We start from the raw sequence: 20,493 nt of genomic DNA on the forward strand, positions 1-20,493 counted from the left end.
CGGACTCGACCGACCCGGCCTAACCTGAGTGGCATGTCCATCCGCGTCACCCCGGCCGAGCTGCCCGGCAAACTCTCCGAATACGGCCCCGGCATCCTCGTGCCCACCCCCGAGCGCGACTTCCCGCGCGTCCACGAGGTGCTCGTGCGCCCCGCCGGCGAGGGCGTGCTCGAGGTCCCCGGCTCGATGGCCGGGCCCGCGCTGCGCCGCCTGCCGGCCGACGACCACATGACGCTCGTCTTCCAGCCGCGCGACCCGCACGGCTGGGTGCTGCTCGTCGACGCGCACGGCGCGGCCGTGGCCGCGCCCGCCGCCGACGGTGACTGGTTCTGCGACGGCGACCGGGTGGACGTCGGCAAGCAGACCACGCTGCTGCGGCTCACCGTCGCCTCCGCGATGCTGCACCGCGCCGGCGAGCTGAAGCCGGCGAGCTGAAGCCGGGGAATTGAGGCCGGGGAACTAGGCGGCCGGCTCCTCGGTGATGGTGGTGACCTTCGCGGAGCCGGCGCCCTCCTCGGGGCGACGGATGAACACGGCGAAGGCGACCGCGACGGCCAGCAGCACCGCGTTGACCAGGAAGGCCCAGCCCGCGCCGACGCCCACGGCGGCCGGGTCGCCGCCGCGGGACTCGGCGACGACCTCGTAGACGGCGATGGAGACGGCCGTGCCGGCCGCGCCCGCCAGCTGCATGACGGTGTTGAAGATCGCCGAGCCGTGGCTGTAGATCTCGCTGGGCAGCGAGGAGAGCGCGGTGGTGATCAGCGGGGTCAGCGTCATGGCCATGGAGACGGCGAAGAGCGCGTAGACGGCCAGGATCAGCCCGTAGGGGGTCTCGTGGTCGACGGTGGACAGCCAGAAGAGCGCCACGGCGCCGATCGCCACGCCGGGCCCGATCAGGGGCCGCGGGCCGAAGCGGTCGAACATCACGCCCGAGACCGGCGAGAGCACCGTCTCGACCAGGCCGCCGGGCAGCGTGGCCAGGCCGGCCAGCAGCGCGGTGGTCAGCAGCGCCCCCTGCAGGTAGAGCGGCAGCAGGTTGGCCACGCCCAGCATGGCGGCCTGGAAGAAGAGCAGGACGACGGCGCAGAGCACGAAGTTGCGCACGGTCAGCGGGCGCAGGCTCAGCAGCGCGCGCTCCCCCATGGCCAGCTGGCGCCAGACGAAGAGCGCCAGGCCGATCACGCCGACAACGGCCATGCCGACCGCGATCGGGGCGGCGTCGCTGCCGCGCACGATGGCGCCGATCGAGCTGAGCGCGTAGACCAGGCCGCCGAAGGCGAAGGCGGAGAGCACCACCGACAGCGCGTCGAGCGGGGCGACGCGGATCTCGCCGACGTTCGTCATCCGCCAGGCGGCGAAGAGCCCGGCGATGACCACGAGGCCGGCCATGATCCAGAAGGTGGTGTGCCAGGTGGAGAAGGACATCACGGCGCCGGCGAAGGTCGGCCCGAGCGCGGGGCCGACGGCCATGACCACGGAGATCGCGCCCATGACGGTGCCGCGGCGGGCCGGGGGCACGATGGTCATCACCACGGTCATCTGCAGCGGCAGCACCATCGCGGTGCCCACGGCCTGCAGGATGCGCCCGCCGAGCAGCACGGGGAAGCTCGGCGCCAGCGCGCAGGCCACGGAGCCGAGCAGGAAGAAGACGGCCGCGGAGAGGTAGACGGTGCGGGTGGTGAAGCGGTCCAGGATCCAGCCGGTGGTCGGCATCATCACGGCCATCGTCAGCATCACCGCGGTGAGCAGCCACTGGGCGGTGGCGGCGGCGACGTCGAAGTCCGCCATGATCACGGGCAGGGCGACCGAGAGGGCCGTCTCGTTGAGCAGCATCACGAACGAGGTGGCCACCAGGGTCGCGATGACGGTCACCGCGGTGGCGTCGAGCTTCTCCGGCTGCTCGGGCCGTCCGGGCTCGCGGGCGGCGGATTCGGGGGCGGGTGTCTGGCTCATACGCGCTCCTTCAAAACAACGAAGAAGGCCTCCGCGCATTCGTCCGGTTGCGCGGGGCCTTCAATGAAATTGTGGTTGGTGCAGGTCAAGCGAAGGGCAGTCTATCCAGCCGTCACCTGACCCGCAACCGTCAGCCGATTATCTTGCGTCTGGCCTCGTCCTGGGTGTGCCCGGGCAGCCAGCGGAAGACGAACGGCGTGACCAGCACCACCACGGCTATCACCGTGGAGACGATGCCCAGTCCCATGGTCCAGCCGGCCACGGCAGCGATCGGGGCGACGATGGTCATGCCGATCTCGAAGGGGGCGAAGCCGATGTAGGCCACGCCGTACTCGTTCAGCGTGCCGGACTTCATCTTCGGGTCGACGATCTTGAGCAGGGCGATACCGGTGGCCACGGCGGCGGTGGCCCAGCCCCAGCCGAAGAGGCCGCGCTCGAGCCAGTTCTTCCCGAAGTAGACCGGCGAGGCGATGAAGAAGAACAGCGTGCACCACAGGGTGCCCAGCACGAAGAGGACGACCAGCGGCACCAGGTAGTCGGCGATGGCCGAGGGGATGATCGAGGCGATGCCGAAGGCGATCAGGTAGTCGGTCGCACCACCGGAGACGGAGTTGACCGTGTCGCGGTCGAGGTAGTCGCGCGCGCCGACCATGTTCATCAGCAGCTTGACCACGATGCCGACCACGAAGGACATGGCGAACAGCGGGATGGAGACCGCCGGGAAGAAGTACTTGATCAGGTCGTTGACGTAGTAGGCGATCATGATCACCAGGGCGATGACGCCGACGTGCAGGGTGACCGCCTCGATCGAGGAGGGGTTGGTGGTCGCCTTGCCGATCGAGGGGCGCTCGTCGTGCTCGGAGATGTAGCCGGAGCGCATCTCCTTGGGCAGGGTGCCGGGCACGGTCGAGGCGCGCCCGGTGCGGATGCCCCAGTTGGCGAAGATGACGCCGCCGACGATGGCCGCCAGCGTGCCGATGGTCGCCGAGGTGAAGCCCAGCGAGCTGGCCACGCCGTCCGCGCCCGCGGCGTCCAGCGAGGAGCCGACGGCCGCCGCGGTGCCGAAGCCGCCGATGAAGCCGGTCGGCAGCATCATGCCGAACCAGTCCTCGGTGCCCCAGATCGGCTTGAACAGGAAGATGCCCAGCAGGATGAACAGGCCCCACTGGATCATGAACATGCCGGTCGAGTAGGACCACATGGTCTTCGCGCCGGACCGCACGGAGCGGTCGAAGACCATGGAGAAGGGCATGGAGGCGAAGACGGCGGCGATCAGGATCGTCGTGTAGTCGCCCATGTTGTCGGAGAACCCGATCCAGCCCAGCGCGCCCGGCCCGAGCAGCAGGCCGAGCAGGCCGCCGATGATCGGGCTGGGCAGCAGCAGCTGCTGGAACCAGGGGACGGTGCGCCGCAGCACGTTGCCGATGACCATCAGGATGGAGATCCATCCCACGTCAATCAGCAGGGAAAAGGGGGTGTATTCCACTTCTGCTCCTCGTGAGAATCCGTCTGGGTCCGGGACCGTCCGGAGACTGTCCGGTTCGCGGACGGCGCATCATCCTTCGGGAGTGCACCAGACAACTACTCTAGTTCCCGGCGTCGGAGGCCACACCACCAGCTCGGTCACACCACTTTCCCGATAGGCTCGGTGACATGTACACGAACGTCGACGTCGTCGTCATCGGCGCCGGGCAGGCGGGCCTGGCCACCGCCCACGAGCTGCGCCGTCGCGGCGTGGAGCGCTTCGTCGTCCTCGACGCCGGCGCCGGTCCGGGCGGCGCCTGGCGCGAGCGCTGGGACTCCCTGACCCTGGGCCGCGCCCACGGCATCGCCGACCTGCCCGGCCTGCCCATGCGGCGCCCCGACCCGTCCGTGCCCGCCTCCCGCCTCGTCGCCGAGTACTACGGCGCCTACGAGCGCCGGTTCGCCCTGCCGGTCCTGCGCCCCGTGCGGGTGCGGTCCGTGGAGTCGATTGACGACGCCCTGGTGGTCACCGCCGCGGGCGGCGCCCGGTGGCGCGCCCGCGTGGTGGTCAACGCCACGGGCACCTGGACCCGGCCGTTCGTGCCGCACCTCCCGGGGCTCGGGGAGTTCCGCGGAAAGGTGCTGCACACGGTCGACTACACCCGGGCCGCCGACTTCGCGGGGGCGCGCACCGTGGTCGTCGGCGGCGGGCTCTCGGCGGTGCAGTTCCTCCTCGAGCTCGCCGAGGTCACCGGGACCGTCTGGTCCACCCGCACCCCGCCGCGCTTCACCGCCCGCCCCTTCGACCTGGCCTGGGGCCGCGACGTCGAGGCCCGGGTGCGCGCCGACACGGCGGCCGGCCGCGCGCCGAGGCCGGTGGTCGAGAACACCGGCATCCCCTCCCTGCCGGAGTATCTGGAGGGTGTCGCGGACGGCACGCTCGTCTCGCGCGGGCCTCTGGCCCGCGCCACGGCGCACGGTGTCGTCTTCGGCGAGCCGCGCGACGTCGGCAAGCGGGAGCTCGTGGTGCCGGGCAGTTGGGCGCCGCAGCCGGGGCCGGTGGACGCGGACGTCATCTTCTTCAACACGGGCTTCCGGCCGGCGCTCGGGCACCTGGCGCCGCTGCGGCTGCGCGGGCCGGGCGGCGGGATCCGGATGCGCGACGAGGTCACCCCGGAGCGCGAGCCGCGGGTGCTGCTCGCGGGCTACGGTTCGACGGCGTCGACGGTGGGTGCGACGCGTGCGGGACGCAAGGCGGGCCGCGCCGCTGCAAAGTTGTTGACACGTCAGCTATAATGGCCGCATGAAATACTTCGGATACCTCTCCTTCGGACACCACGCCATCGGCCACCAGAGCGGCCCCGACGCCGGCGAGAGCCTCACGCAGGCCGTCGAGCTGGCCCGGCGCGCCGACGCGATCGGCGTCAACGGCGCCTACTTCCGCGTCCACCACTTCGCCCCGCAGCACTCCTCGCCGATGAGCCTGCTCGGCGCCGTGGCCGGCGCGACCGAGAACCTCGAGGTCGGCACCGGCGTGATCGACATGCGCTACGAGAACCCGCTGCACCTGGCCGAGGAGGCCGCCACCCTCGACCTCGTCTCCCGCGGGCGCGTGGCCCTCGGCGTCTCGCGCGGCTCACCCGAGCCCGCCCGCCGCGGCTGGGAGGCCTTCGGCTACACCGCCGAGGCCCCCGACGGGCGCGACATGGCCCGGCAGAAGTTCCTGCGCCTGCTCGCCGCCGCCGACGGCGAGGCGATGGCCGTCTCCGACACCCTGGAGAACCAGTACCCGCAGATGTACCACCCGGGCGTCGGCCTGCCCGTCTTTCCGCAGTCGCCGACGCTGCGCCGCCACATCTGGTGGGGCGCGGGCTCGCACGCCACCGCCGAGCAGGCCGCCCACGACGGCGTGAACCTGATGAGCTCGACGCTCGTCAGCGAGGCCGACGGCTCCTCGCTCGGCGACCTGCAGGCCGAGCAGATCGAGCGCTACCGCGCCGCGTGGAAGGAAGCCGGCCACCCCTGGACCCCGCGCGTGTCCGTCTCCCGCTCCGTCTTCCCCATCGTGACGGGGCGCGACCGCGAGCTCTTCGGCACGCTGGCCTCCGGCGACCAGGTCGGCTCGCTCGGCGAGGGCGTGCCCGTCACCTTCGGCGGCACCTACGCCGCCGAGCCGGACAAGCTCGTCGAGCAGCTGCGCGCCGACGCCGCCGTGATGAGCGCGGACACCCTCATGCTCACCATCCCCAACCCGATGGGTGTCGAGGTCAACGCCTCGATCCTGGAGAACTTCGCCCGCCACGTCGCCGGCGAGCTCGGCTGGCGGCCGGGCGCCCCGGACACCGACCTGACCGGGCTGGAGTGACCGACCTGAACGCGTTGGGGTGACTGGCCTGAACGCATTGGGGTGACTGGCCTGAACGCATTGGAGTGACGCGGCGGGCCGGACCCTAAGATTGGCCCCATGCCCGCCAGCTTCGCCGACCTCGCCCGCCTGATCCGCGGCCACGCCGACGCCTTCGCCGCCGCCGTCCGCGGACGCCTGGCCGAGGACTTCGGCCAGGCCGCGGCCGTGCCCTCCCTGCGCGCCGCCGAGCCCACCGTCGCCTTCGTCGCCGCCTGGGTCCTCGAGCACAACCCGGAGCCGCGCTCCGGCCACCTGCCCGTCCTCTCCGACGAGGTCGCCGGCCGGCTCGCCGCCGTCGCCCGCGCCGAGCGCCGCCACGGTTTGCCCGCCGCCCGCTACGCCGCCCAGGCCACCGCCCTGCGCGCGGGCCTGCGTGCCGCGCTCAAGGCCGCCGGCGCGCACTACACGCTGGCCGCCGCCCGCGCCGAGGACCTCGCCGAGGTCTGCTGCGCCCACATGGCCGACGCCGACCTCGCCGACGCCCGCGCCGGCGTGCCCGCCGCCTCGGCCGGGCAGGTCATCTCCGTCGAGCGGCCCGCCCGCCGCATCGCGGTGATCTCCGTGGACGCCGGCCTGCCGGTGGCCTACACGCCCGGCCAGCGCCTGCCCACCACCGCCACCTACACCCCCGGGGTGTGGGTGCCGCTGGCCCCGGCGCTGCCGGCCGACGCGATGGGTCAGCTGCGCTTCCACCTCGACCTGTCCGCCGACTGCCCCGTCCACGACCTCGGCCGCGCCCGGGTGGGCGACCAGTGGGTCTTCGGGCGCCCCGAGGGCGGGCTGCGCCTGGACCCCGCCGACCCGCGCCCGGTGACGATGATCGCCCACGGCACCGGCTGGGCCCCGCTGCGCGCCCTGGTCACCGCGCTGCTCAGCGCCCAGACCCGCCCCGAGGTCCACGTGGTCATGCACGCCGAGTACCCCGGCGAGCTCTACGACCTGCCCGCGCTCTCAGCGCTCGCGGCGGCGACCTCGTGGCTCACCGTCACCGCCACCGCCGCGCACCCCACCGACGCGTGGTGGGTGCGCTCCTCGGTCAAGTTGCCTTCTGCCGGGGCGGGGGCCGGGGCTGGTTCCGGGGCGGGGGCCGGTTCCGGGGTCGTCAGGACGGTCGCCGAGCCCGTCGAGGCCGCCGGGGACCTCACCGGCCGGCGCGTCATCGTCGCCGGCCCGCCCGAGCCGGCCGCAGCGAGCGTGGCCGCCGCCCGCGCCGCCGGCGCCGCCGACGTGCAGGTCGAGGACTTCTCGCCCGTGTTCAGCTGGGACTAGGTCCGCGTCCGGGGCCGGGCGCTCAGCGCGGCAGCACCGGGAGGGTGCGGCGCTGCTGCGCCACGGCCTCCGTGTCGATGTCCGCGTAGATGATCCCGGGCCGGTCGCCGGCCTCCTCGACGATGCCCGCGTCCGGGCCCACGACCACCGAGTGGCCCACGCCCGTCGGCCCGTCGGTCTCCTCCTCGGGCAGCGCCTGGTCCGCCCCGACGATGTAGCAGCCGGTGTCCATCGCGCGCGCCCGGGTCACCAGCAGCCACTGCTCGAGCTTGCCTGGCCCGTCCGCCCAGCTCGTGGGCACCACCACGGCGTGCGCGCCGCGGCAGGCCAGCTCGCGGAAGAGCTCCGGGAAGCGCAGGTCGAAGCAGATCGCCACGCCCAGGCGCACCCCGTCGACGTCGAAGGTGACCACGCGTTCGCCGGGCTTGACCGTGGCGGACTCCTCGTAGTCGAAGGCGTCGTAGGTGTGGATCTTGTCGTAGTGGTCGTCCACGCCGGGGCCGGTGATCAGCGCCGTGTTGAAGACGCGGTTGACCGTCCTTCCGTCCCGGAAGGCCTGGTCGGCCGGGCGGAACATGCCGACGACGACCACGGTGCCCGTCTCCTCGGCCACCGCGCGCACGCCTTCGGCGAAGGGCCCGTCGAGCTCCTCGGCGCGCTCGTCGAGGCGCCCGGTGCCGAAGGCCTGGGAGCTCGCCTCGGGCAGCACGACCACGCGCGCGCCCGCGGCCGCCGCCTCCCGGACCGCCTCGGTGACCGTGACCAGGTTCTTCTCCGGGTCACCCGTGGACAGGATCTGTGCCGCCGCAATTCGCATGGTCCCAGGGTATGTGGATGGGCCCGAGTTATCCACAGGTTCGCCGCTCGCGGCGCGCACCGCGCGCTCCGGCACGCTGCAATGGGGCCATGACCGAGAACCTGATCCTCACCGAGGCCTTCCACGCCCGCCTCCGCGCCGCACTGGCCGCCGTCAACGCCCCCTCGATCGCCGTCCCGCTCGCCGACCCGCCCCGCACCGCCGCTGCGCTCACCCGCGCCCTCACCGCCTGGAACGGCACCCTGTCCGATCGCGCCCGCCGCCGCGCCGAGGTGCTCGCGGATCTGAGTCTGCTCTCCGAGACCGCGCTGGCCGCCGACGCGGAGACCGCCGCATGGCTCCGGCGCTGACCGCCCTGCGCCTGCGCGCCGCGGCCGCCGGGTTGCGCGCGGCCGCCGCCGACGCCCGCGCGACCGGCCGCGACTGGGCCGCCGAGGAGTCCGCACTCGCCGTCGACGTGGCCGGTGGCCCGGCGGCCGGCGTCGCGCGCCTGGCCGAGACCTCCCCGCCCTGGGCCGAGACGGCCGCGCAGATGACCGCGGTCGCCTCGGTGCTCGACCTCTCGGCCTCCCTGCACGAGCGGCTCATCGGCTGGGAGGGCCCGCTCGCCGACCTCGCCGACGCCTTCGGCGCGGTCCTCGACCGGCGCTGCGCCGAGGAGGTCACCGCCCTGTGCACTCCGCCGGCCGCCCCGCCCGGGCGCCGCCTCGGCGACCTCGACGACCTCTCCCCCGACGCCGTCCACGAGCTGCAGCTGACCGAGAACCCCGAGCTCGCGCCGCTCTTCGCCGGCAGCGGGGCCCGCCTGCTCGAGGCCGGCCCCGACGGGATCGTCGCCGTGGTCGGCGACCTCGACGACGCGGACACCACCCTCACCTTCGTCGCCGGGGTCGGCTCCTCGAAGCCGGAGTCCTGGCCCGGTCACCTCTCCCGGGCCCGCGACCTGCACGCGGCGACCGGGGCCGCGACCGTGATGTGGCTCGGCTACCGCGCACCCTCGACGCTGACCGGCGCGGTGGCCCGGGAGCCGGCGGCCAACGGCGCGGCGGACCTGCGCACCTTCCAGGCCTCGCTCGCCGCCCGCAACCCCGGGCAGCGCCGCGTGGTCCTCGGCCACAGCTACGGCTCCGTCGTCGCCGCCCGGGCCGCGCGCGACGACCGCGCACCGCTCGAGGCCGATGACCTGGTGCTCGTCGGCAGTCCGGGGGTGGACGCGAAAAACGCCGGCGAGCTCTCACTCGCCGGCGCAGGCGGGGTGCACGCGATCACGTCCGCGTCCGACCCCATCGGCCTGACCGTCGACGCCCGCGACGGGGTGCACGGGCGGGACCCGACGTCCCCCGGCTTCGGGGCGCGCGTGTGGCACGCGGGCCGGGGCGTGGACCACAGCGGTTACTGGGCGGACCCGGTCACGCTCGCCGCGCTCGCGGCGATCACGCGTGGTCCGGGCGATTCGACCGGCGTCTACGCGCCCCGGGGCTCCACATGACCACGGCCGTAGACCGCGGCACGGGCACCAGCTCGCCGCCGCGCGTCCGGGCGGTGTGCGCCTCGCGCAGCGCCTCGTTCTCGGCCTCGAGATCGTCGACGCGGCGCCGCAGTTCCGCGTTCTCGCGGTCGAGGTCCAGGATCGCCTTGATCCCGGCGAGGTTCACGCCGTCGACCTGGCTGAGCTTCTGCACCCTGCGCAGCAGCGCGACGTCCTCACGCGAGTAGCGCCGCCCGCCGCCGCGGGTGCGCGCGGGGGTCACCAGGCCGAGGCGGTCGTAGGTGCGCAGCGTCTGGGCGTGCATGCCGGAGAGCTGCGCGGCCACGGAGATCACGAAGACCTCCTCGGTGACCGGCTCTTCCTTGTCACTCATCGCCGCGCCCCCTCCCAGTCGGCCCGCGGGTCGAAGCCGGACTCCCGCTCGGCCTGCGCGTAGGTGCGCAGCGCGGAGGTCGCGGCCGCGTCCAGGTGGGTCGGCACGTTCACCTCGACGGTGACCAGCAGGTCGCCGCCGTTGATGCCGCGGCCACGCACCCGCAGGGTGCGCCCGTCGCGGGTACCGGCGGGGATCTTCACGCGCACCGGCGAGTCCAGGGTCGGCACGGTGACCGTGTCGCCGAGCGCCAGCTCGGCGAAGGACACGGGCACGGTGACCTCCAGGTCGTCGCCCTTGCGGGTGAACACGGCGTCGTCACGCACGTGGACGGTGACGAAGAGGTCGCCGGACGGCCGCCCGTTCGGGCCGGCCTCGCCCTGGCCGGCCAGGCGCACCTTCTGCCCGTCGATGACACCGGCGGGAATGCGCACGGTGATCGAGCGGGTGCGGTGCACGGTGCCGGTGCCCGAGCACGTGGTGCACGGGTCCTCGATGACCTCGCCGGTGCCCTGGCACTTCGCGCACGGCGCGGAGAACCCGAAGGCGCCGCGCTGCTCGTTGGTGTAGCCGGTGCCGTCGCACTCGGGGCAGTTGGCCTTCTCGCCCGAGCGGGAGCCCGAGCCGTGGCAGGTCGCGCAGGGCGCCTCGCCGGAGATCTGCAGCGGCAGGGTCGTGCCCTTGGCGGCCTCGCGGAAGTCGAGCGTTATCTGCGTCTCGACGTCGGCCCCCCGCGACGCCCGCCGCGACCGCGACGAAGCACGCTGGCGACCGCCACCCCTACCGCCAAAGATGTCACCGAAGAGGTCACCCAGACCGCCTTCTGCAGAAAATCCTCCACCCTGTCCGAAGATGTCGTTGACGTTGAATCCGTTCGCGCCCTGCGTCGACGTGCGAAACCCGCCGGGCGGGAACCCGGTACCTCCGAATCCGCCGTGGGCGATCATCGCCCGGAACTCGTCGTACTCCTTGCGCTTCTTCTCGTCGCCGACGACGTCGTAGGCCTCCGCGGCGCGCTTGAACCGGGCCTCGGCGGCCTTGTCGCCCGGCTTCTTGTCCGGGTGGTTCTCGCGTGCGATCTTGCGGTAGGCGCGCTTGATCTCGTCGTGGCCCGCGGACGAGGAGACACCCAGGTCCGCGTAATAGTCTTTGTCTGCCCATTCACGTTCAGCCACTGGGCATCTCCTCCTTCCGCCATCGTCTTCATCGGTGGTCGGGCTAACTGAATACGGTGCTAAATCTGTCTAAGTAAAAGGTGCTAAAGGTCCGGGCCGCCGGCTCGCGCCGACGGCCCGGGAGGCGGGGCTAGGCCTCCTCGGTGTGCTCCGCGTCCGCGGAGTCCTCGGAGTCCCCGTTGTCCGCCGGGGCGTCGCCCTGCGGGTCGCCGATGATCACCATCGCGGTGCGCACCGTCTTCCCGCCGAGGGAGAAGCCCTGCCGCAGGACGTTGCCGAGGACCTTCTCGTCGCCGGTCGAGGCGTCCTGGACGGCCTCGTGGATCTCCGGGTCGAAGGGCTCGCCCTCCTCGCCGAAGGCCTCCAGGCCCAGCGAGTCGAGCGTGCCGCGGAACTTGTCCGCGAAGGACTTCAGCGGTCCGTCCTCGAGGTCGCCGTGGCGGCGGGCCAGCTCGAGGTCGTCGAGGATCGGCAGCAGCTGGCCGACCACGCCGGCGCGGGCGTGCTCGACGGCGGCCTGGCGTTCCCGCTCGGTGCGCCGCCGGTAGTTGGTGTACTCGGCGGTGACCCGCTGCAGGTCCTCCGTGCGCTCGGCGAGCTCGGCCGCGAGGCCGTCCTCCGCCTCGTGCGCAGCCTCCGCCTCCGGCTCAGCAGCCTCAGCGTCGGCGGCAGCGGCGTCGTCCACCACGGCCTCCGCCTCCTCGACGGCGGCCTCAGCGGACTCGGGGCTGGTCGCCTCCGGGTCGGTCGCCTCGGGGGCGCCGGGGTCGTCGCTCATCGGGTTGGTCACTTATCGCCACCGTCCTTGTTCTCGTCCTCGTCCACGACCTCGGCGTCGACAACGTCGTCGTCAGCGGCGCCGGCGGTACCGGCGGCACCCGCCTCGGTCGTGCCCTGGTTCTGGCTGGCCTCGTAGATGGCCTTGCCCATCTCCTGGGACTCGGTCGACAGCTTCTCGACGGCCGACTTGATGGCCTCGAGGTCGTCGCCCTTGAGCGCCTCCTCGACGCCCTTGGCGGCGTCCTCGACCTTGCCCTTGACGTCGTCGGAGAGCTTGTCCTCGTTCTCCTTCACGAAGTTGCGGGTCTGGTAGACCATCGACTCCGCGGAGTTGCGGGTCTCCTGGTCCTCGCGACGCTTCTTGTCCTCCTCGGCGTGGGCCTCGGCGTCCTTGACCATGCGGTCGATCTCCTCCTGGGACAGGCCGGAGCCGTCCTGGATGGTGATCGTGTTCTCCTTGCCGGTGCCCTTGTCCTTGGCGGTGACGTGCACGATGCCGTTGGCGTCGATGTCGAAGGTCACCTCGATCTGAGGCACGCCGCGGGGAGCCGGCGCGATGCCGCCGAGCTCGAAGGAGCCGAGCAGCTTGTTGGCGCTGGCCATCTCACGCTCGCCCTGGAAGACCTGGATCTGCACGGAGGGCTGGTTGTCCTCGGCGGTGGTGAAGGTCTCGGAGCGCTTGGTCGGGATGGTGGTGTTGCGCTCGATGAGCTTGGTCATCACACCACCCTTGGTCTCGATGCCCAGCGACAGCGGGGTCACGTCGAGCAGCAGCACGTCCTTGACCTCACCGCGCAGCACGCCGGCCTGCAGGGCGGCGCCGACGGCGACGACCTCGTCCGGGTTGACGCCCTTGTTCGGCTCCTTGCCGGAGAGCTCCTTGACCAGGTCGGCCACGGCCGGCATACGGGTCGAGCCGCCGACCAGGACGACCTGGTCGATCTCGGAGACCGAGAGCTCGGCGTCGGAGAGCACCTGGTTGAACGGCTTCTTGGTGCGGTCCAGCAGGTCCTGGGTGATGCGCTGGAACTCGGCACGCGAGAGGGTCTCGTCCAGGAACAGCGGGTTCTTGTCGGCGTCGACGGTGATGTAGGGCAGGTTGATGGAGGTCTGCTGCGAGCTGGACAGCTCGATCTTGGCCTTCTCGGCGGCCTCACGCAGACGCTGCAGGGCCATCTTGTCCTTGGTCAGGTCGATGCCGTGGGCGCCCTGGAACTTCTCGACGAGCCAGTCGACGATGCGCTGGTCCCAGTCGTCGCCGCCGAGCTCGTTGTCGCCGGCGGTGGCGCGGACCTCGACCACACCGTCGCCGATCTCGAGCAGGGAGACGTCGAAGGTGCCGCCGCCGAGGTCGAAGACCAGGATGGTCTGGTCGTCGTCGTTCTTCTCCAGGCCGTAGGCCAGGGCGGCCGCGGTCGGCTCGTTGACGATGCGCAGGACGTTCAGGCCCGCGATCTGGCCGGCCTCCTTGGTGGCCTGACGCTGGGAGTCCTCGAAGTAGGCCGGGACGGTGATGACGGCGTCGGTGACGTCCTCACCGAGGTAGCTCTCGGCGTCCCTCTTCAGCTTCATCAGCGTGCGCGCGGAGATCTCCTGCGCGGTGTACTTCTTGTCGTCGATGTCGACGTGCCAGCTCGAGTCGCCGATGTGGCGCTTGACCGAGCGGATGGTGCGGTCGACGTTGGTGACCGCCTGGTTCTTGGCGGACTGGCCCACCAGCACCTCGCCGTTCTTGGCGAAGGCGACGACCGACGGGGTGGTACGCGAACCCTCGGAGTTCGCGATGACCTGCGGCTCACCGCCCTCGAGCACGGAGACGACCGAGTTGGTGGTGCCGAGATCGATTCCTACTGCGCGACCCATGGTGTGTGTTCCTCCTGATTTAAGTGTTCGTTCGTTAGCTTCTGGCGGAGTTGACCCGTCGCGGCTCAACGCGGACCACTGTAACAGAATCCCTTGAGCCAGGCTCACTCAACCTCGCACCAGGTACAACGCCCCGGCGCCAAAATTGTTCCATACAGACTCAACTTTCTCCGTCTCCGCAGCTCAACGCACATAAATTTCCGACGTCGCGCGTCCCCCACCCTGTGCAGCCCTCTCCCAACGTGCGTGCCTGCGCACCGTCAACCGCGCACCGTCGACCGCGCTTTGTCGAGCAAGCGCCGTCGAGCAAGCGCAGTCGACCGCGCACGGTCGCCTGCGCGCCGACGCCCTGGGCGCGGGGCGTCGTTAATCTCGTGGACTGTTTCCCGGGCACTCTCCCCGGGCTGCCGCCCGGGCACTCTCCCCGGCCATCTCCCGGGCGGGCCCGGCCCGCGGCGGCCGTCCGGGTGTCCCTCGGCGGTCCGCTCCGATACGCTCGCTATATGACGAACTCCGATAAGTCCGGTGAGCAGCCCGCGGGCTCGCGCACCGAAGAGCAGATCGAGCGCTCCGAGCAGGTCGATCCGCCGACCCCGCCGGAGGAGGACGCCCAGCGCCGCATGACGGAGGACTTCCCCGCCACGGTCCACGCGCACGTGGAGGGCACCTTCGCCGGCGCGGTCGAGCGCGACGAGGGCGTGACCGACCGCGGCGTGATCATCGGCCGCGACGGCCGCTGGGCCGCCGGCTGGGCGCTGCGCTTCATCATCATGGTCGCCGCCGGCTGGATCCTCTGGCAGGGCCTCGGCATGGTCTGGACCGGCCTGCTGCCGGTGCTGCTCGCGCTCATCGTCTGCACCGTCCTGTGGCCGCCGGTCAAGTGGCTGCGCGAGCACAAGGTCCCGGCGTCGCTCGCCGTCGTGATCACGCTGCTCGGCGCGGTCGCGATCATCTTCGGCGTCGGCGCCCTCATCGCGCCGTCGATCCGCAAGCAGATCCCGGTGCTCGTGGAGCAGGCGCAGGACGGCGGCCAGCGGCTGCTGGACTGGGTGCAGGGCCCGCCGCTCAACCTGGAGCTCGGCGAGTTCGAGAACCTGCTCAACGACGTCATGGGCTTCCTGCAGGAGCGCGCCTCGCAGATCGCCTCCGGTGTCTTCGCCGGCCTGTCGGGGGCGACCTCGGCGGCGGTGACGCTGCTGGTCATGGTCGTCATGACGTTCTTCTTCCTCAAGGACGGCCCGCGCTTCCTGCCCTGGATGCGTCAGTACACCGGCGGCAACGCGGGCTGGCACCTGACCGAGGTGCTCTCCCGGTCCTGGAACACGCTGGCCGGCTTCATCCGCGCGCAGGCGCTGGTCTCCGCGGTCGACGCCGTCTTCATCGGTCTGGGCCTGGTCGTGCTGCAGGTGCCGCTGGCGCTGGCGCTGGCCGTGATCACGTTCTTCGCGGGCTTCATCCCGATCATCGGTGCGTTCACCGCCGGCGCTCTGGCCGTCGTCATCGCGCTGGTGACCAACGGCCTGACCAACGCGCTGCTGGTGCTCGCGCTCATCGTCCTGGTCCAGCAGATCGAGGGCAACGTGCTCTCGCCGATCATCCAGTCGAAGGCGATGAACCTGCACGCCGCGATCGTGCTGCTCTCGGTGACGGTCGGTTCCACGCTCTTCGGCATCATGGGTGCCTTCCTCGCGGTGCCGGTCGCCGCCGTCGTGGCCGTGTGGTTCCGCTACCACTCGGAGATGGTGGCGCTGCGCGCCGGCGAGATCACGATCGACGACATCCAGATCGCGACCGCCCGCGGCGAGACTCTCACCGCGTCCGAGGGCTTCACCAAGGTCCGTGAGCACCTGCGGGATCTCACGAGCTTCAAGAAGACCCGTGGCTCCGCCGTCGCGGTCGGCAAGCCGGAGGACTGAGTCCACTCTCCTTCACCTCCTCTCCTTGCTTTCCGACGCCCGCGCCCTGCGCGTGGGCGTCGTTTTTTGTGGTTTGCGGGGGTTGGGGCTCTCGGGCCGAGGATTCTCTAGGCCCGGAGGTTCTCGGGCTCGACGAGAACCCGGGGCAGCAGAGAACCCGGTCAGAACGTCGCCTGGTCAGAAGGGCACCGGGGCGGCCGGGTCGTAACCGATCTTTTCGTTATGGGCAGCCCGCTTCGCCTCACCCCGGGCCCTCGCCCGCTCCTCAGCCTGCCGACGATGCTCCGCCACCGTCATCGCAAGACGCGCCCCACCCGGAGTCAGAGGCCCGTCCGGGACACTGACCTGGAAGATGTTGCCCGGCAACAACCACACCGTCATCCCCGACACCGGGTCGTGGAGGTATTTCACCTGCCCGTCGGTCTTCAGGTTGTGCCAGTGCTGCGACACCCTCGAGGCATTATCCAGTGCCGTGGCCCCGCCCTCCTCATGAGGGATGCGGTGCTCGAACTGCGTGGCCGGTGTCTTCGTCGTCGACGACGGGCCCGAGCAGTCGGCGTGCACACCCGTAACCCAGGCGTCCAGCCCCATCGTCGGATCATGGGCGGCGGTTTCCTCCTGCCGGCCCAAGGTGGCGTCTTTGACGGTGGTGACCATCTCCTCCCAGCGGGCCTGGGCGGCAGGCGACAGCCAGCCGGCACCGGGCAGCCACATCGGCGCTTCGGTCAGATCAGCGGCCTGGTAGACCCACTTGGTCACGGTGACGGTGGTGTTGTCGGTCAACGTGTCGTAGAACGCCTGGGTCAGACTCGTCCCATCGGAGAGGGATTTCGTCTGCAGCACGGCGTTGAGGATGCTGGCCTGATCATCCGGCAGGGTGATGCGGTACTCGGTCACCCCGGCAAGGGAGTCGTCCGCCTCGAAGATGCCGGGTATCGGTGCGGGTGTGCCGTCGTCGTCGAAGTCGCGGGGCAGGCGGATCTCGGGGTCGTAGAGGTTGACCAGTTCGTTGATCTTGTCGCTGATCTTCGAGGTCGTCGGAAACGCCTGCCTCGGCGCGGTCGGGGTGAGAAAGTCAGTGATGCCCTCATCGATACGTGCCAGGATCACGGGGTCCCCCACGGCCATGACGGCGGCGCCGATGGTGCGCAGCGAGCTGACCTCGATGTGGAAGAGCATCTCCTGTAGGGCCTTCAGCCTGGGCAGTTTGTCGATGTAGGCGCCAAGCGAGGTCACGTAGGAGTCTTTGATCGTGTAGCGGCTGACCGCGGTGGAGGCGGCCATGCGTGTCGAGTAGGCGGTGATGGTCTCGTTGGCGCGGGGTTGGTTGTCCATCCAGATCTCGTAGTCGAGGCGCCGTTTCCATTGGCTTTTCACGGCCACGGGGTCGGTCTGGTCGGTGTTCGAGAAGTAGTTGGGTGGGTTGGTGCCGTCTTTTTGTGGGATGTGTCCTGCGGGGGCCTGGTTTTTCCGCCACCGGTTGGCGCGCATGAGTCGTAGTTCCTCTTCGCGTCGGTTACGGGCGGCCTGGCGGGCGCGCAGTCGGGTCTTGATTTTCTTGGCGGCGATGCGTCGGCGCCGGCTGGTCTCCTGCCGGGCCATCGTGCGGTGAGCTTGGGGGATTCCGAGCCTCTTTTTGATGTGGGTGTTCGATCCTTTGTGGTGGCCTTTTCGTTGTCCCCGGTGGTGTCGCATGGTCCTTTCTACCCCCTGGTTATGTGGTGTGTGCTGGTGTTTTGTTGTGTCTTGTGTGTTCGGGTTTCAGTGTAGTGGAGGGGTGTGACATGGGTCGGTCATGTGTTCGAATATGGGCTGAGAGTTTTGGGGTGGGCGCGTGCCGGATGGTGCTCGCGGGTAGGGGTTGCAGTAGGCCACTGCACTGCCGTTCCGAAGTCGACATCGGTGGGACTGGATGGGGGCTGCAGTAGGTCACTGCGCTGCCGTTCCGAAGTCGATATCGGCGGGACTGGATGGGGGCTGCAGTAGATCACTGCGCCGGGAGACCAGACGGGAGGAGGCCTGTGGTGTCGCGGCTGCCTGCCCAGGTCTTGCAGTGAGTTGCTGCAACGGGGCCCAACGGTCGGCAAGCTCTCATGGCCGGCGGGTCACCGACTCTAAGCTTGCAGTAGGTCACTGCATCAGTGCCGATAAGGCGACGGACCCCGGAGACTGTCGAGGCTTGCAGTAGATGACTGCAACGCGATGCCGGACGGGCGGAGCCACGGTCCGGAAACCTGCCATTCCCCAACGGGACCGGTGCGGTAACCCACTGCGCCGGCACCCGAGTCCCTCGACGAGACGTTGCAGTAGATCACTGCGCCCCCGGTCCGACACACCCCGCCCCTCCCTGACCCGGCCCCGAAGTTCTTGCAGTGAATCACTACATGACCGGCCGACGTAGGCGGGAGAATCTTGCAGTAGATCACTGCACACCCCAATCCGGGCCAACCCCCAGGCGGAACCAGACCAAGAACCACCTTCACCTCGACAAACAGTTACCGGCTAAGCACCATCACGGGCGTTACCCACCATCAGAGCGACCCACGACCGTCGTCAAGCAACAAGCAACAAGCAACAACCAACAAGCACCAAGCACCAAGCACCAGCAACCCGCAACCACAACCCGTCGACACTGAACGCCAACCGCCCCACCGCCGACGCCGCGCCCTCACACGAAGCCGAGGGTGCGCGCGGCGTCGGCAAGTTCGACGGCGGCGCGCGGGAGGGCTCCGAGCCAGCGCGCCTCAGACTCGTCGTCGGCGTTGTCACTGATCTGCTTGAGCAGGGTGACGGGGACGCCGGCCTCGCGCGCGGCCCACGCGACGGCGTAACCCTCCATCTCAGCGAGATCCGCCGAGGCGGCCAGGCGCGCACGGACGGCGGCATCGGAAATGAAGGCGTCGCCGCTGGCCAGGCGCGCCGTGGGCAGCGCGCCCCCGCCGACGAGCGGCAGCGAGAGCTCGACCGGGAACGGCACACCCATGATCCGCTCGATCGCGGCGACGTCGAGGTCGTGCTGGGTCACGGTCTCGACCTCAAATACGCCGCGCATGCCGTCGTGGAGCGCGCCGGCGGTACCGATGTTGACCACCCGCGAGTACTCGCGCCGCGCCAACCGACGCGCCACCGCGGCGGCCGCGCGCACGAGCCCCACGCCTGTGACCAGGAGTTCCGCCCCGGACGGGAGGCCGGCGGCCTCGCCACGGTCGGCGGCGACAAAGAGCACGGGTGCGGACATGCGGGACTCCCCTGACAGAGACGACGGCAAAGACGACACAGACACAGACACAGACAACGACACAGATATGACCAAAGCAGGCCCCGAGACCACCGCTGCGCAGGAAACCTTGAATAGTGCGCGCCGATGGTTACCCTCGGTGCCGTAAACGTTACCGATCAATCAGGAGGAAGAGTCATGGGCCAGTTGGACAACGTCAAGGTCGCCGTCGTCGCCACCAACGACTTCGAGGACTCCGAGCTGACCAGCCCGGTCGAGGCCGTCAAGGCCGAGGGCGCCGAGGTCAAGGTCGTCTCCACCGAGTCGGGCACCATCACCGGCAAGAAGGGCGCCGAGGTCACCGTCGACCTGACCACCGCGGACGCGAAGGCCGAGGACTTCGACGCGCTGATCCTGCCCGGCGGCACGAACAACGCCGACATCATCCGCACCGACGATAACGCCGTCGCCCTGGTGCGCGGTATCGCCGAGGCCGGCAAGCCGATCGGCGCCATCTGCCACGGCCCCTGGATCCTGGCCGACGCCGACGCCCTGCGCGGCCGCACGGTCACCTCGTTCAAGTCGCTCAAGACCGACCTGACCAACGCGGGCGCGACCTGGGTCGACTCCGAGTGCGAGTGCGACCAGGGCCTGGTCACCTCCCGCACCCCGGACGACCTGCCGGCGTTCAACGCCAAGATCGTCGAGGAGTTCGCCGAGGGCATCCACTAAGAGAGATTGACGACGGCCCCGCCGACCTCACCGTCGGCGGGGCTTACGCATGTCTGGACCAGCCAAAACAAGAAAAGTTGAGCGCGTTGGAATAAACCTCGGCCGCAAAGAGTTGAGTAGGGTGTAAGCAAGTTTGAGAGACGCAGAGGAGAACATCATGGCACTCGTCCAGTACGACCCCTTCACCCAGCTCGACAACCTGGCCCGCCAGGTCTTCGGCAGCGGCGCCGGGGCCACCTCGCGCACCCCGCGCTTCATGCCGCTGGACCTCTACAAGGAGGGCAACAACTACGTCCTGAACGCCGACCTGCCGGGTGTCGACCCCGAGAGCATCGACATCGACATCGACAACGGTGTGCTGACGATCTCCGCCGAGCGCTCCACCGGTCCGACGGTGCACGAGGGCACCAGCGAGGACGGCACCTCGTGGGTGACCAACGAGCGCTTCACGGGCACCTACCGCCGCCAGGTCACCGTCGGCGACTCCGTGGACAACGAGAACGTCACCGCGGACTACTCCGGCGGCGTGCTGACGGTCACCCTCCCGCTGGCCGAGCGCGCGAAGAGCCGCAAGATCTCCGTGACCCACTCGGAGCCGCGGAAGACGATCGAGGCCGAGAGCGAGGCCGCGAGCGAGACCGGGGAGAACTAGTCCCCGGCCCGGCCGGGACCGGCCTCAATTAGTCCAACGACTCGTGGGAGTAGCTGTCGTGGGAGAACCCCACGTGGTGGAGCACGTCGTGGATGCGTGAGTTGTCCAGCGTGTAGCGGACCTCGCGGCCGACGCGCTCCCCGCTGACCACACCGGCGGCCTCCATCGCGCGCAGCGCGGCGGAGGCCGTCGCCACGCGTACCCCGGTGGCCTCGGCGAGGTCGGTGACGGTGGCGGTGCCGGGCGCGCGGTGGTGCATGACGGCCAGCAGGCGCAGGCGGGTCGGGTCCCCGAGCAGCTTGAACAGGCCGGCCCACCGGTCGGCCAGGTCAAGGAGTTCCTCGCGCCCGCTCATGGGCCCCATCCTATCGCGTGCGCGGGCGTAC

At 70.5% G+C, this 20,493-nt stretch carries 19 protein-coding genes; 9 read left to right on the plus strand and 10 right to left on the minus strand.

Going from position 1 to position 20,493, the window contains the following annotated elements; genetic code table 11:
- Positions 1-33 precede the first annotated feature (33 nt).
- On the plus strand, positions 34-435 hold the full coding sequence (locus tag CFRA_RS10450; protein WP_075664603.1) for a hypothetical protein: 402 nt from the start codon (positions 34-36) through the stop codon (positions 433-435).
- 24 nt (positions 436-459) lie between these two features.
- Here the strand turns inward: CFRA_RS10450 and CFRA_RS10455 are convergent, their stop codons facing one another.
- Together CFRA_RS10455 and CFRA_RS10460 are read right to left on the minus strand one after the other, a co-directional pair.
- Complete coding sequence (locus tag CFRA_RS10455; protein WP_083666969.1) at positions 460-1,953, minus strand: DHA2 family efflux MFS transporter permease subunit; 1,494 nt, start codon at positions 1,951-1,953, stop codon at positions 460-462.
- Positions 1,954-2,083: 130 nt separating this feature from the next.
- A complete protein-coding gene (locus CFRA_RS10460) occupies positions 2,084-3,439 on the minus strand; it encodes a sodium/glutamate symporter (protein ID WP_075664604.1) in 1,356 nt (451 codons plus the stop codon).
- 167 nt (positions 3,440-3,606) lie between these two features.
- On the opposite strand from CFRA_RS10460, the gene CFRA_RS10465 reads away from it, so the two are divergent.
- From CFRA_RS10465 to CFRA_RS10475, 3 genes are all read left to right on the plus strand, one after another.
- Positions 3,607-4,713 carry an NAD(P)-binding domain-containing protein gene (locus CFRA_RS10465; RefSeq protein ID WP_075664605.1) on the plus strand — a complete coding sequence of 369 codons (1,107 nt, stop codon included), beginning with the start codon at positions 3,607-3,609 and terminating at the stop codon, positions 4,711-4,713.
- A gap of 7 nt (positions 4,714-4,720) precedes the next feature.
- Entirely contained in the window at positions 4,721-5,782 is a 1,062-nt protein-coding gene (locus tag CFRA_RS10470) for an LLM class flavin-dependent oxidoreductase (RefSeq protein WP_075664606.1), read from the plus strand.
- A 99-nt stretch (positions 5,783-5,881) separates the two neighbouring features.
- Positions 5,882-7,093: a ferredoxin reductase domain-containing protein gene (locus CFRA_RS10475; RefSeq protein ID WP_075664607.1), complete on the plus strand. Its 1,212-nt coding sequence runs from the start codon at positions 5,882-5,884 to the stop codon at positions 7,091-7,093.
- Positions 7,094-7,115: 22 nt separating this feature from the next.
- Here CFRA_RS10475 and CFRA_RS10480 read toward each other — a convergent pair whose 3' ends face one another.
- On the minus strand, positions 7,116-7,910 hold the full coding sequence (locus tag CFRA_RS10480) for a carbon-nitrogen hydrolase family protein (RefSeq protein ID WP_075664608.1): 795 nt from the start codon (positions 7,908-7,910) through the stop codon (positions 7,116-7,118).
- An 89-nt stretch (positions 7,911-7,999) separates the two neighbouring features.
- Between CFRA_RS10480 and CFRA_RS10485 the strand changes: the two genes are divergently transcribed.
- Together CFRA_RS10485 and CFRA_RS10490 are read left to right on the plus strand one after the other, a co-directional pair.
- Positions 8,000-8,260: a hypothetical protein gene (locus CFRA_RS10485; protein WP_075664609.1), complete on the plus strand. Its 261-nt coding sequence runs from the start codon at positions 8,000-8,002 to the stop codon at positions 8,258-8,260.
- A complete protein-coding gene (locus CFRA_RS10490; RefSeq protein WP_075664610.1) occupies positions 8,245-9,399 on the plus strand; it encodes an alpha/beta hydrolase in 1,155 nt (384 codons plus the stop codon). The genes CFRA_RS10485 and CFRA_RS10490 overlap by 16 nt, the downstream gene beginning before the upstream one ends.
- Here CFRA_RS10490 and CFRA_RS10495 read toward each other — a convergent pair.
- The 4 genes from CFRA_RS10495 to dnaK all read right to left on the minus strand — a co-directional run bounded on the left by CFRA_RS10495 (position 9,344) and on the right by dnaK (position 13,590).
- Positions 9,344-9,772, minus strand: a complete 429-nt coding sequence (locus tag CFRA_RS10495; RefSeq protein WP_075664611.1) for a heat shock protein transcriptional repressor HspR — start codon at positions 9,770-9,772, stop codon at positions 9,344-9,346. The genes CFRA_RS10490 and CFRA_RS10495 overlap by 56 nt on opposite strands.
- Positions 9,769-10,947, minus strand: a complete 1,179-nt coding sequence (dnaJ, locus tag CFRA_RS10500) for a molecular chaperone DnaJ (protein ID WP_075664612.1) — start codon at positions 10,945-10,947, stop codon at positions 9,769-9,771. Before dnaJ ends, CFRA_RS10495 begins: the two co-directional genes overlap by 4 nt.
- Positions 10,948-11,077: 130 nt before the next feature.
- The gene (gene grpE / locus CFRA_RS10505) at positions 11,078-11,725 is read right to left on the minus strand and encodes a nucleotide exchange factor GrpE (protein WP_156888105.1); all 648 of its coding nucleotides are present in this window, start codon (positions 11,723-11,725) and stop codon (positions 11,078-11,080) included.
- Between the two features lie 8 nt (positions 11,726-11,733).
- Positions 11,734-13,590 carry a molecular chaperone DnaK gene (dnaK, locus tag CFRA_RS10510; RefSeq protein WP_075664614.1) on the minus strand — a complete coding sequence of 619 codons (1,857 nt, stop codon included), beginning with the start codon at positions 13,588-13,590 and terminating at the stop codon, positions 11,734-11,736.
- Positions 13,591-14,093: 503 nt separating this feature from the next.
- Here dnaK and CFRA_RS10515 point away from each other — a divergent pair.
- Positions 14,094-15,506 carry an AI-2E family transporter gene (locus CFRA_RS10515; protein ID WP_156888009.1) on the plus strand — a complete coding sequence of 471 codons (1,413 nt, stop codon included), beginning with the start codon at positions 14,094-14,096 and terminating at the stop codon, positions 15,504-15,506.
- A 177-nt stretch (positions 15,507-15,683) separates the two neighbouring features.
- Here the strand turns inward: CFRA_RS10515 and CFRA_RS10520 are convergent, their stop codons facing one another.
- Both CFRA_RS10520 and CFRA_RS10525 read right to left on the minus strand, forming a co-directional pair.
- Positions 15,684-17,108 carry a hypothetical protein gene (locus CFRA_RS10520; protein ID WP_156888010.1) on the minus strand — a complete coding sequence of 475 codons (1,425 nt, stop codon included), beginning with the start codon at positions 17,106-17,108 and terminating at the stop codon, positions 15,684-15,686.
- 1,066 nt (positions 17,109-18,174) lie between these two features.
- The gene (locus CFRA_RS10525) at positions 18,175-18,744 is read right to left on the minus strand and encodes a nucleosidase (protein ID WP_075664616.1); all 570 of its coding nucleotides are present in this window, start codon (positions 18,742-18,744) and stop codon (positions 18,175-18,177) included.
- Between the two features lie 177 nt (positions 18,745-18,921).
- Here CFRA_RS10525 and CFRA_RS10530 point away from each other — a divergent pair, with 177 nt between their 5' ends.
- Together CFRA_RS10530 and CFRA_RS10535 are read left to right on the plus strand one after the other, a co-directional pair.
- Positions 18,922-19,455, plus strand: coding sequence for a type 1 glutamine amidotransferase domain-containing protein (locus tag CFRA_RS10530; RefSeq protein ID WP_075664617.1), 534 nt, complete (start codon positions 18,922-18,924; stop codon positions 19,453-19,455).
- 157 nt (positions 19,456-19,612) lie between these two features.
- Positions 19,613-20,107, plus strand: a complete 495-nt coding sequence (locus CFRA_RS10535) for an Hsp20/alpha crystallin family protein (protein ID WP_075664618.1) — start codon at positions 19,613-19,615, stop codon at positions 20,105-20,107.
- A 28-nt stretch (positions 20,108-20,135) separates the two neighbouring features.
- Here CFRA_RS10535 and CFRA_RS10540 read toward each other — a convergent pair whose 3' ends face one another.
- The gene (locus CFRA_RS10540) at positions 20,136-20,462 is read right to left on the minus strand and encodes an ArsR/SmtB family transcription factor (protein WP_083666970.1); all 327 of its coding nucleotides are present in this window, start codon (positions 20,460-20,462) and stop codon (positions 20,136-20,138) included.
- Positions 20,463-20,493: the final 31 nt, after the last annotated feature.

Source organism: Corynebacterium frankenforstense DSM 45800 (assembly GCF_001941485.1).
In the GTDB taxonomy this organism is placed as follows: domain Bacteria; phylum Actinomycetota; class Actinomycetes; order Mycobacteriales; family Mycobacteriaceae; genus Corynebacterium; species Corynebacterium frankenforstense.

Coding starts and splice junctions, on each gene's coding strand:
- CFRA_RS10450 (WP_075664603.1), top strand. CDS start 34: ATGTCCATCCGCGTCACCCCGGCCGAGCTGCCCGGCAAACTCTCCGAA.
- CFRA_RS10455 (WP_083666969.1), bottom strand. CDS start 1,953: ATGAGCCAGACACCCGCCCCCGAATCCGCCGCCCGCGAGCCCGGACGG.
- CFRA_RS10465 (WP_075664605.1), top strand. CDS start 3,607: ATGTACACGAACGTCGACGTCGTCGTCATCGGCGCCGGGCAGGCGGGC.
- CFRA_RS10470 (WP_075664606.1), top strand. CDS start 4,721: ATGAAATACTTCGGATACCTCTCCTTCGGACACCACGCCATCGGCCAC.
- CFRA_RS10475 (WP_075664607.1), top strand. CDS start 5,882: ATGCCCGCCAGCTTCGCCGACCTCGCCCGCCTGATCCGCGGCCACGCC.
- CFRA_RS10480 (WP_075664608.1), bottom strand. CDS start 7,910: ATGCGAATTGCGGCGGCACAGATCCTGTCCACGGGTGACCCGGAGAAG.
- CFRA_RS10485 (WP_075664609.1), top strand. CDS start 8,000: ATGACCGAGAACCTGATCCTCACCGAGGCCTTCCACGCCCGCCTCCGC.
- CFRA_RS10490 (WP_075664610.1), top strand. CDS start 8,245: ATGGCTCCGGCGCTGACCGCCCTGCGCCTGCGCGCCGCGGCCGCCGGG.
- CFRA_RS10495 (WP_075664611.1), bottom strand. CDS start 9,772: ATGAGTGACAAGGAAGAGCCGGTCACCGAGGAGGTCTTCGTGATCTCC.
- grpE (WP_156888105.1), bottom strand. CDS start 11,725: ATGAGCGACGACCCCGGCGCCCCCGAGGCGACCGACCCGGAGGCGACC.
- dnaK (WP_075664614.1), bottom strand. CDS start 13,590: ATGGGTCGCGCAGTAGGAATCGATCTCGGCACCACCAACTCGGTCGTC.
- CFRA_RS10515 (WP_156888009.1), top strand. CDS start 14,094: ATGACGAACTCCGATAAGTCCGGTGAGCAGCCCGCGGGCTCGCGCACC.
- CFRA_RS10520 (WP_156888010.1), bottom strand. CDS start 17,108: ATGGCCCGGCAGGAGACCAGCCGGCGCCGACGCATCGCCGCCAAGAAA.
- CFRA_RS10525 (WP_075664616.1), bottom strand. CDS start 18,744: ATGTCCGCACCCGTGCTCTTTGTCGCCGCCGACCGTGGCGAGGCCGCC.
- CFRA_RS10530 (WP_075664617.1), top strand. CDS start 18,922: ATGGGCCAGTTGGACAACGTCAAGGTCGCCGTCGTCGCCACCAACGAC.
- CFRA_RS10535 (WP_075664618.1), top strand. CDS start 19,613: ATGGCACTCGTCCAGTACGACCCCTTCACCCAGCTCGACAACCTGGCC.
- CFRA_RS10540 (WP_083666970.1), bottom strand. CDS start 20,462: ATGAGCGGGCGCGAGGAACTCCTTGACCTGGCCGACCGGTGGGCCGGC.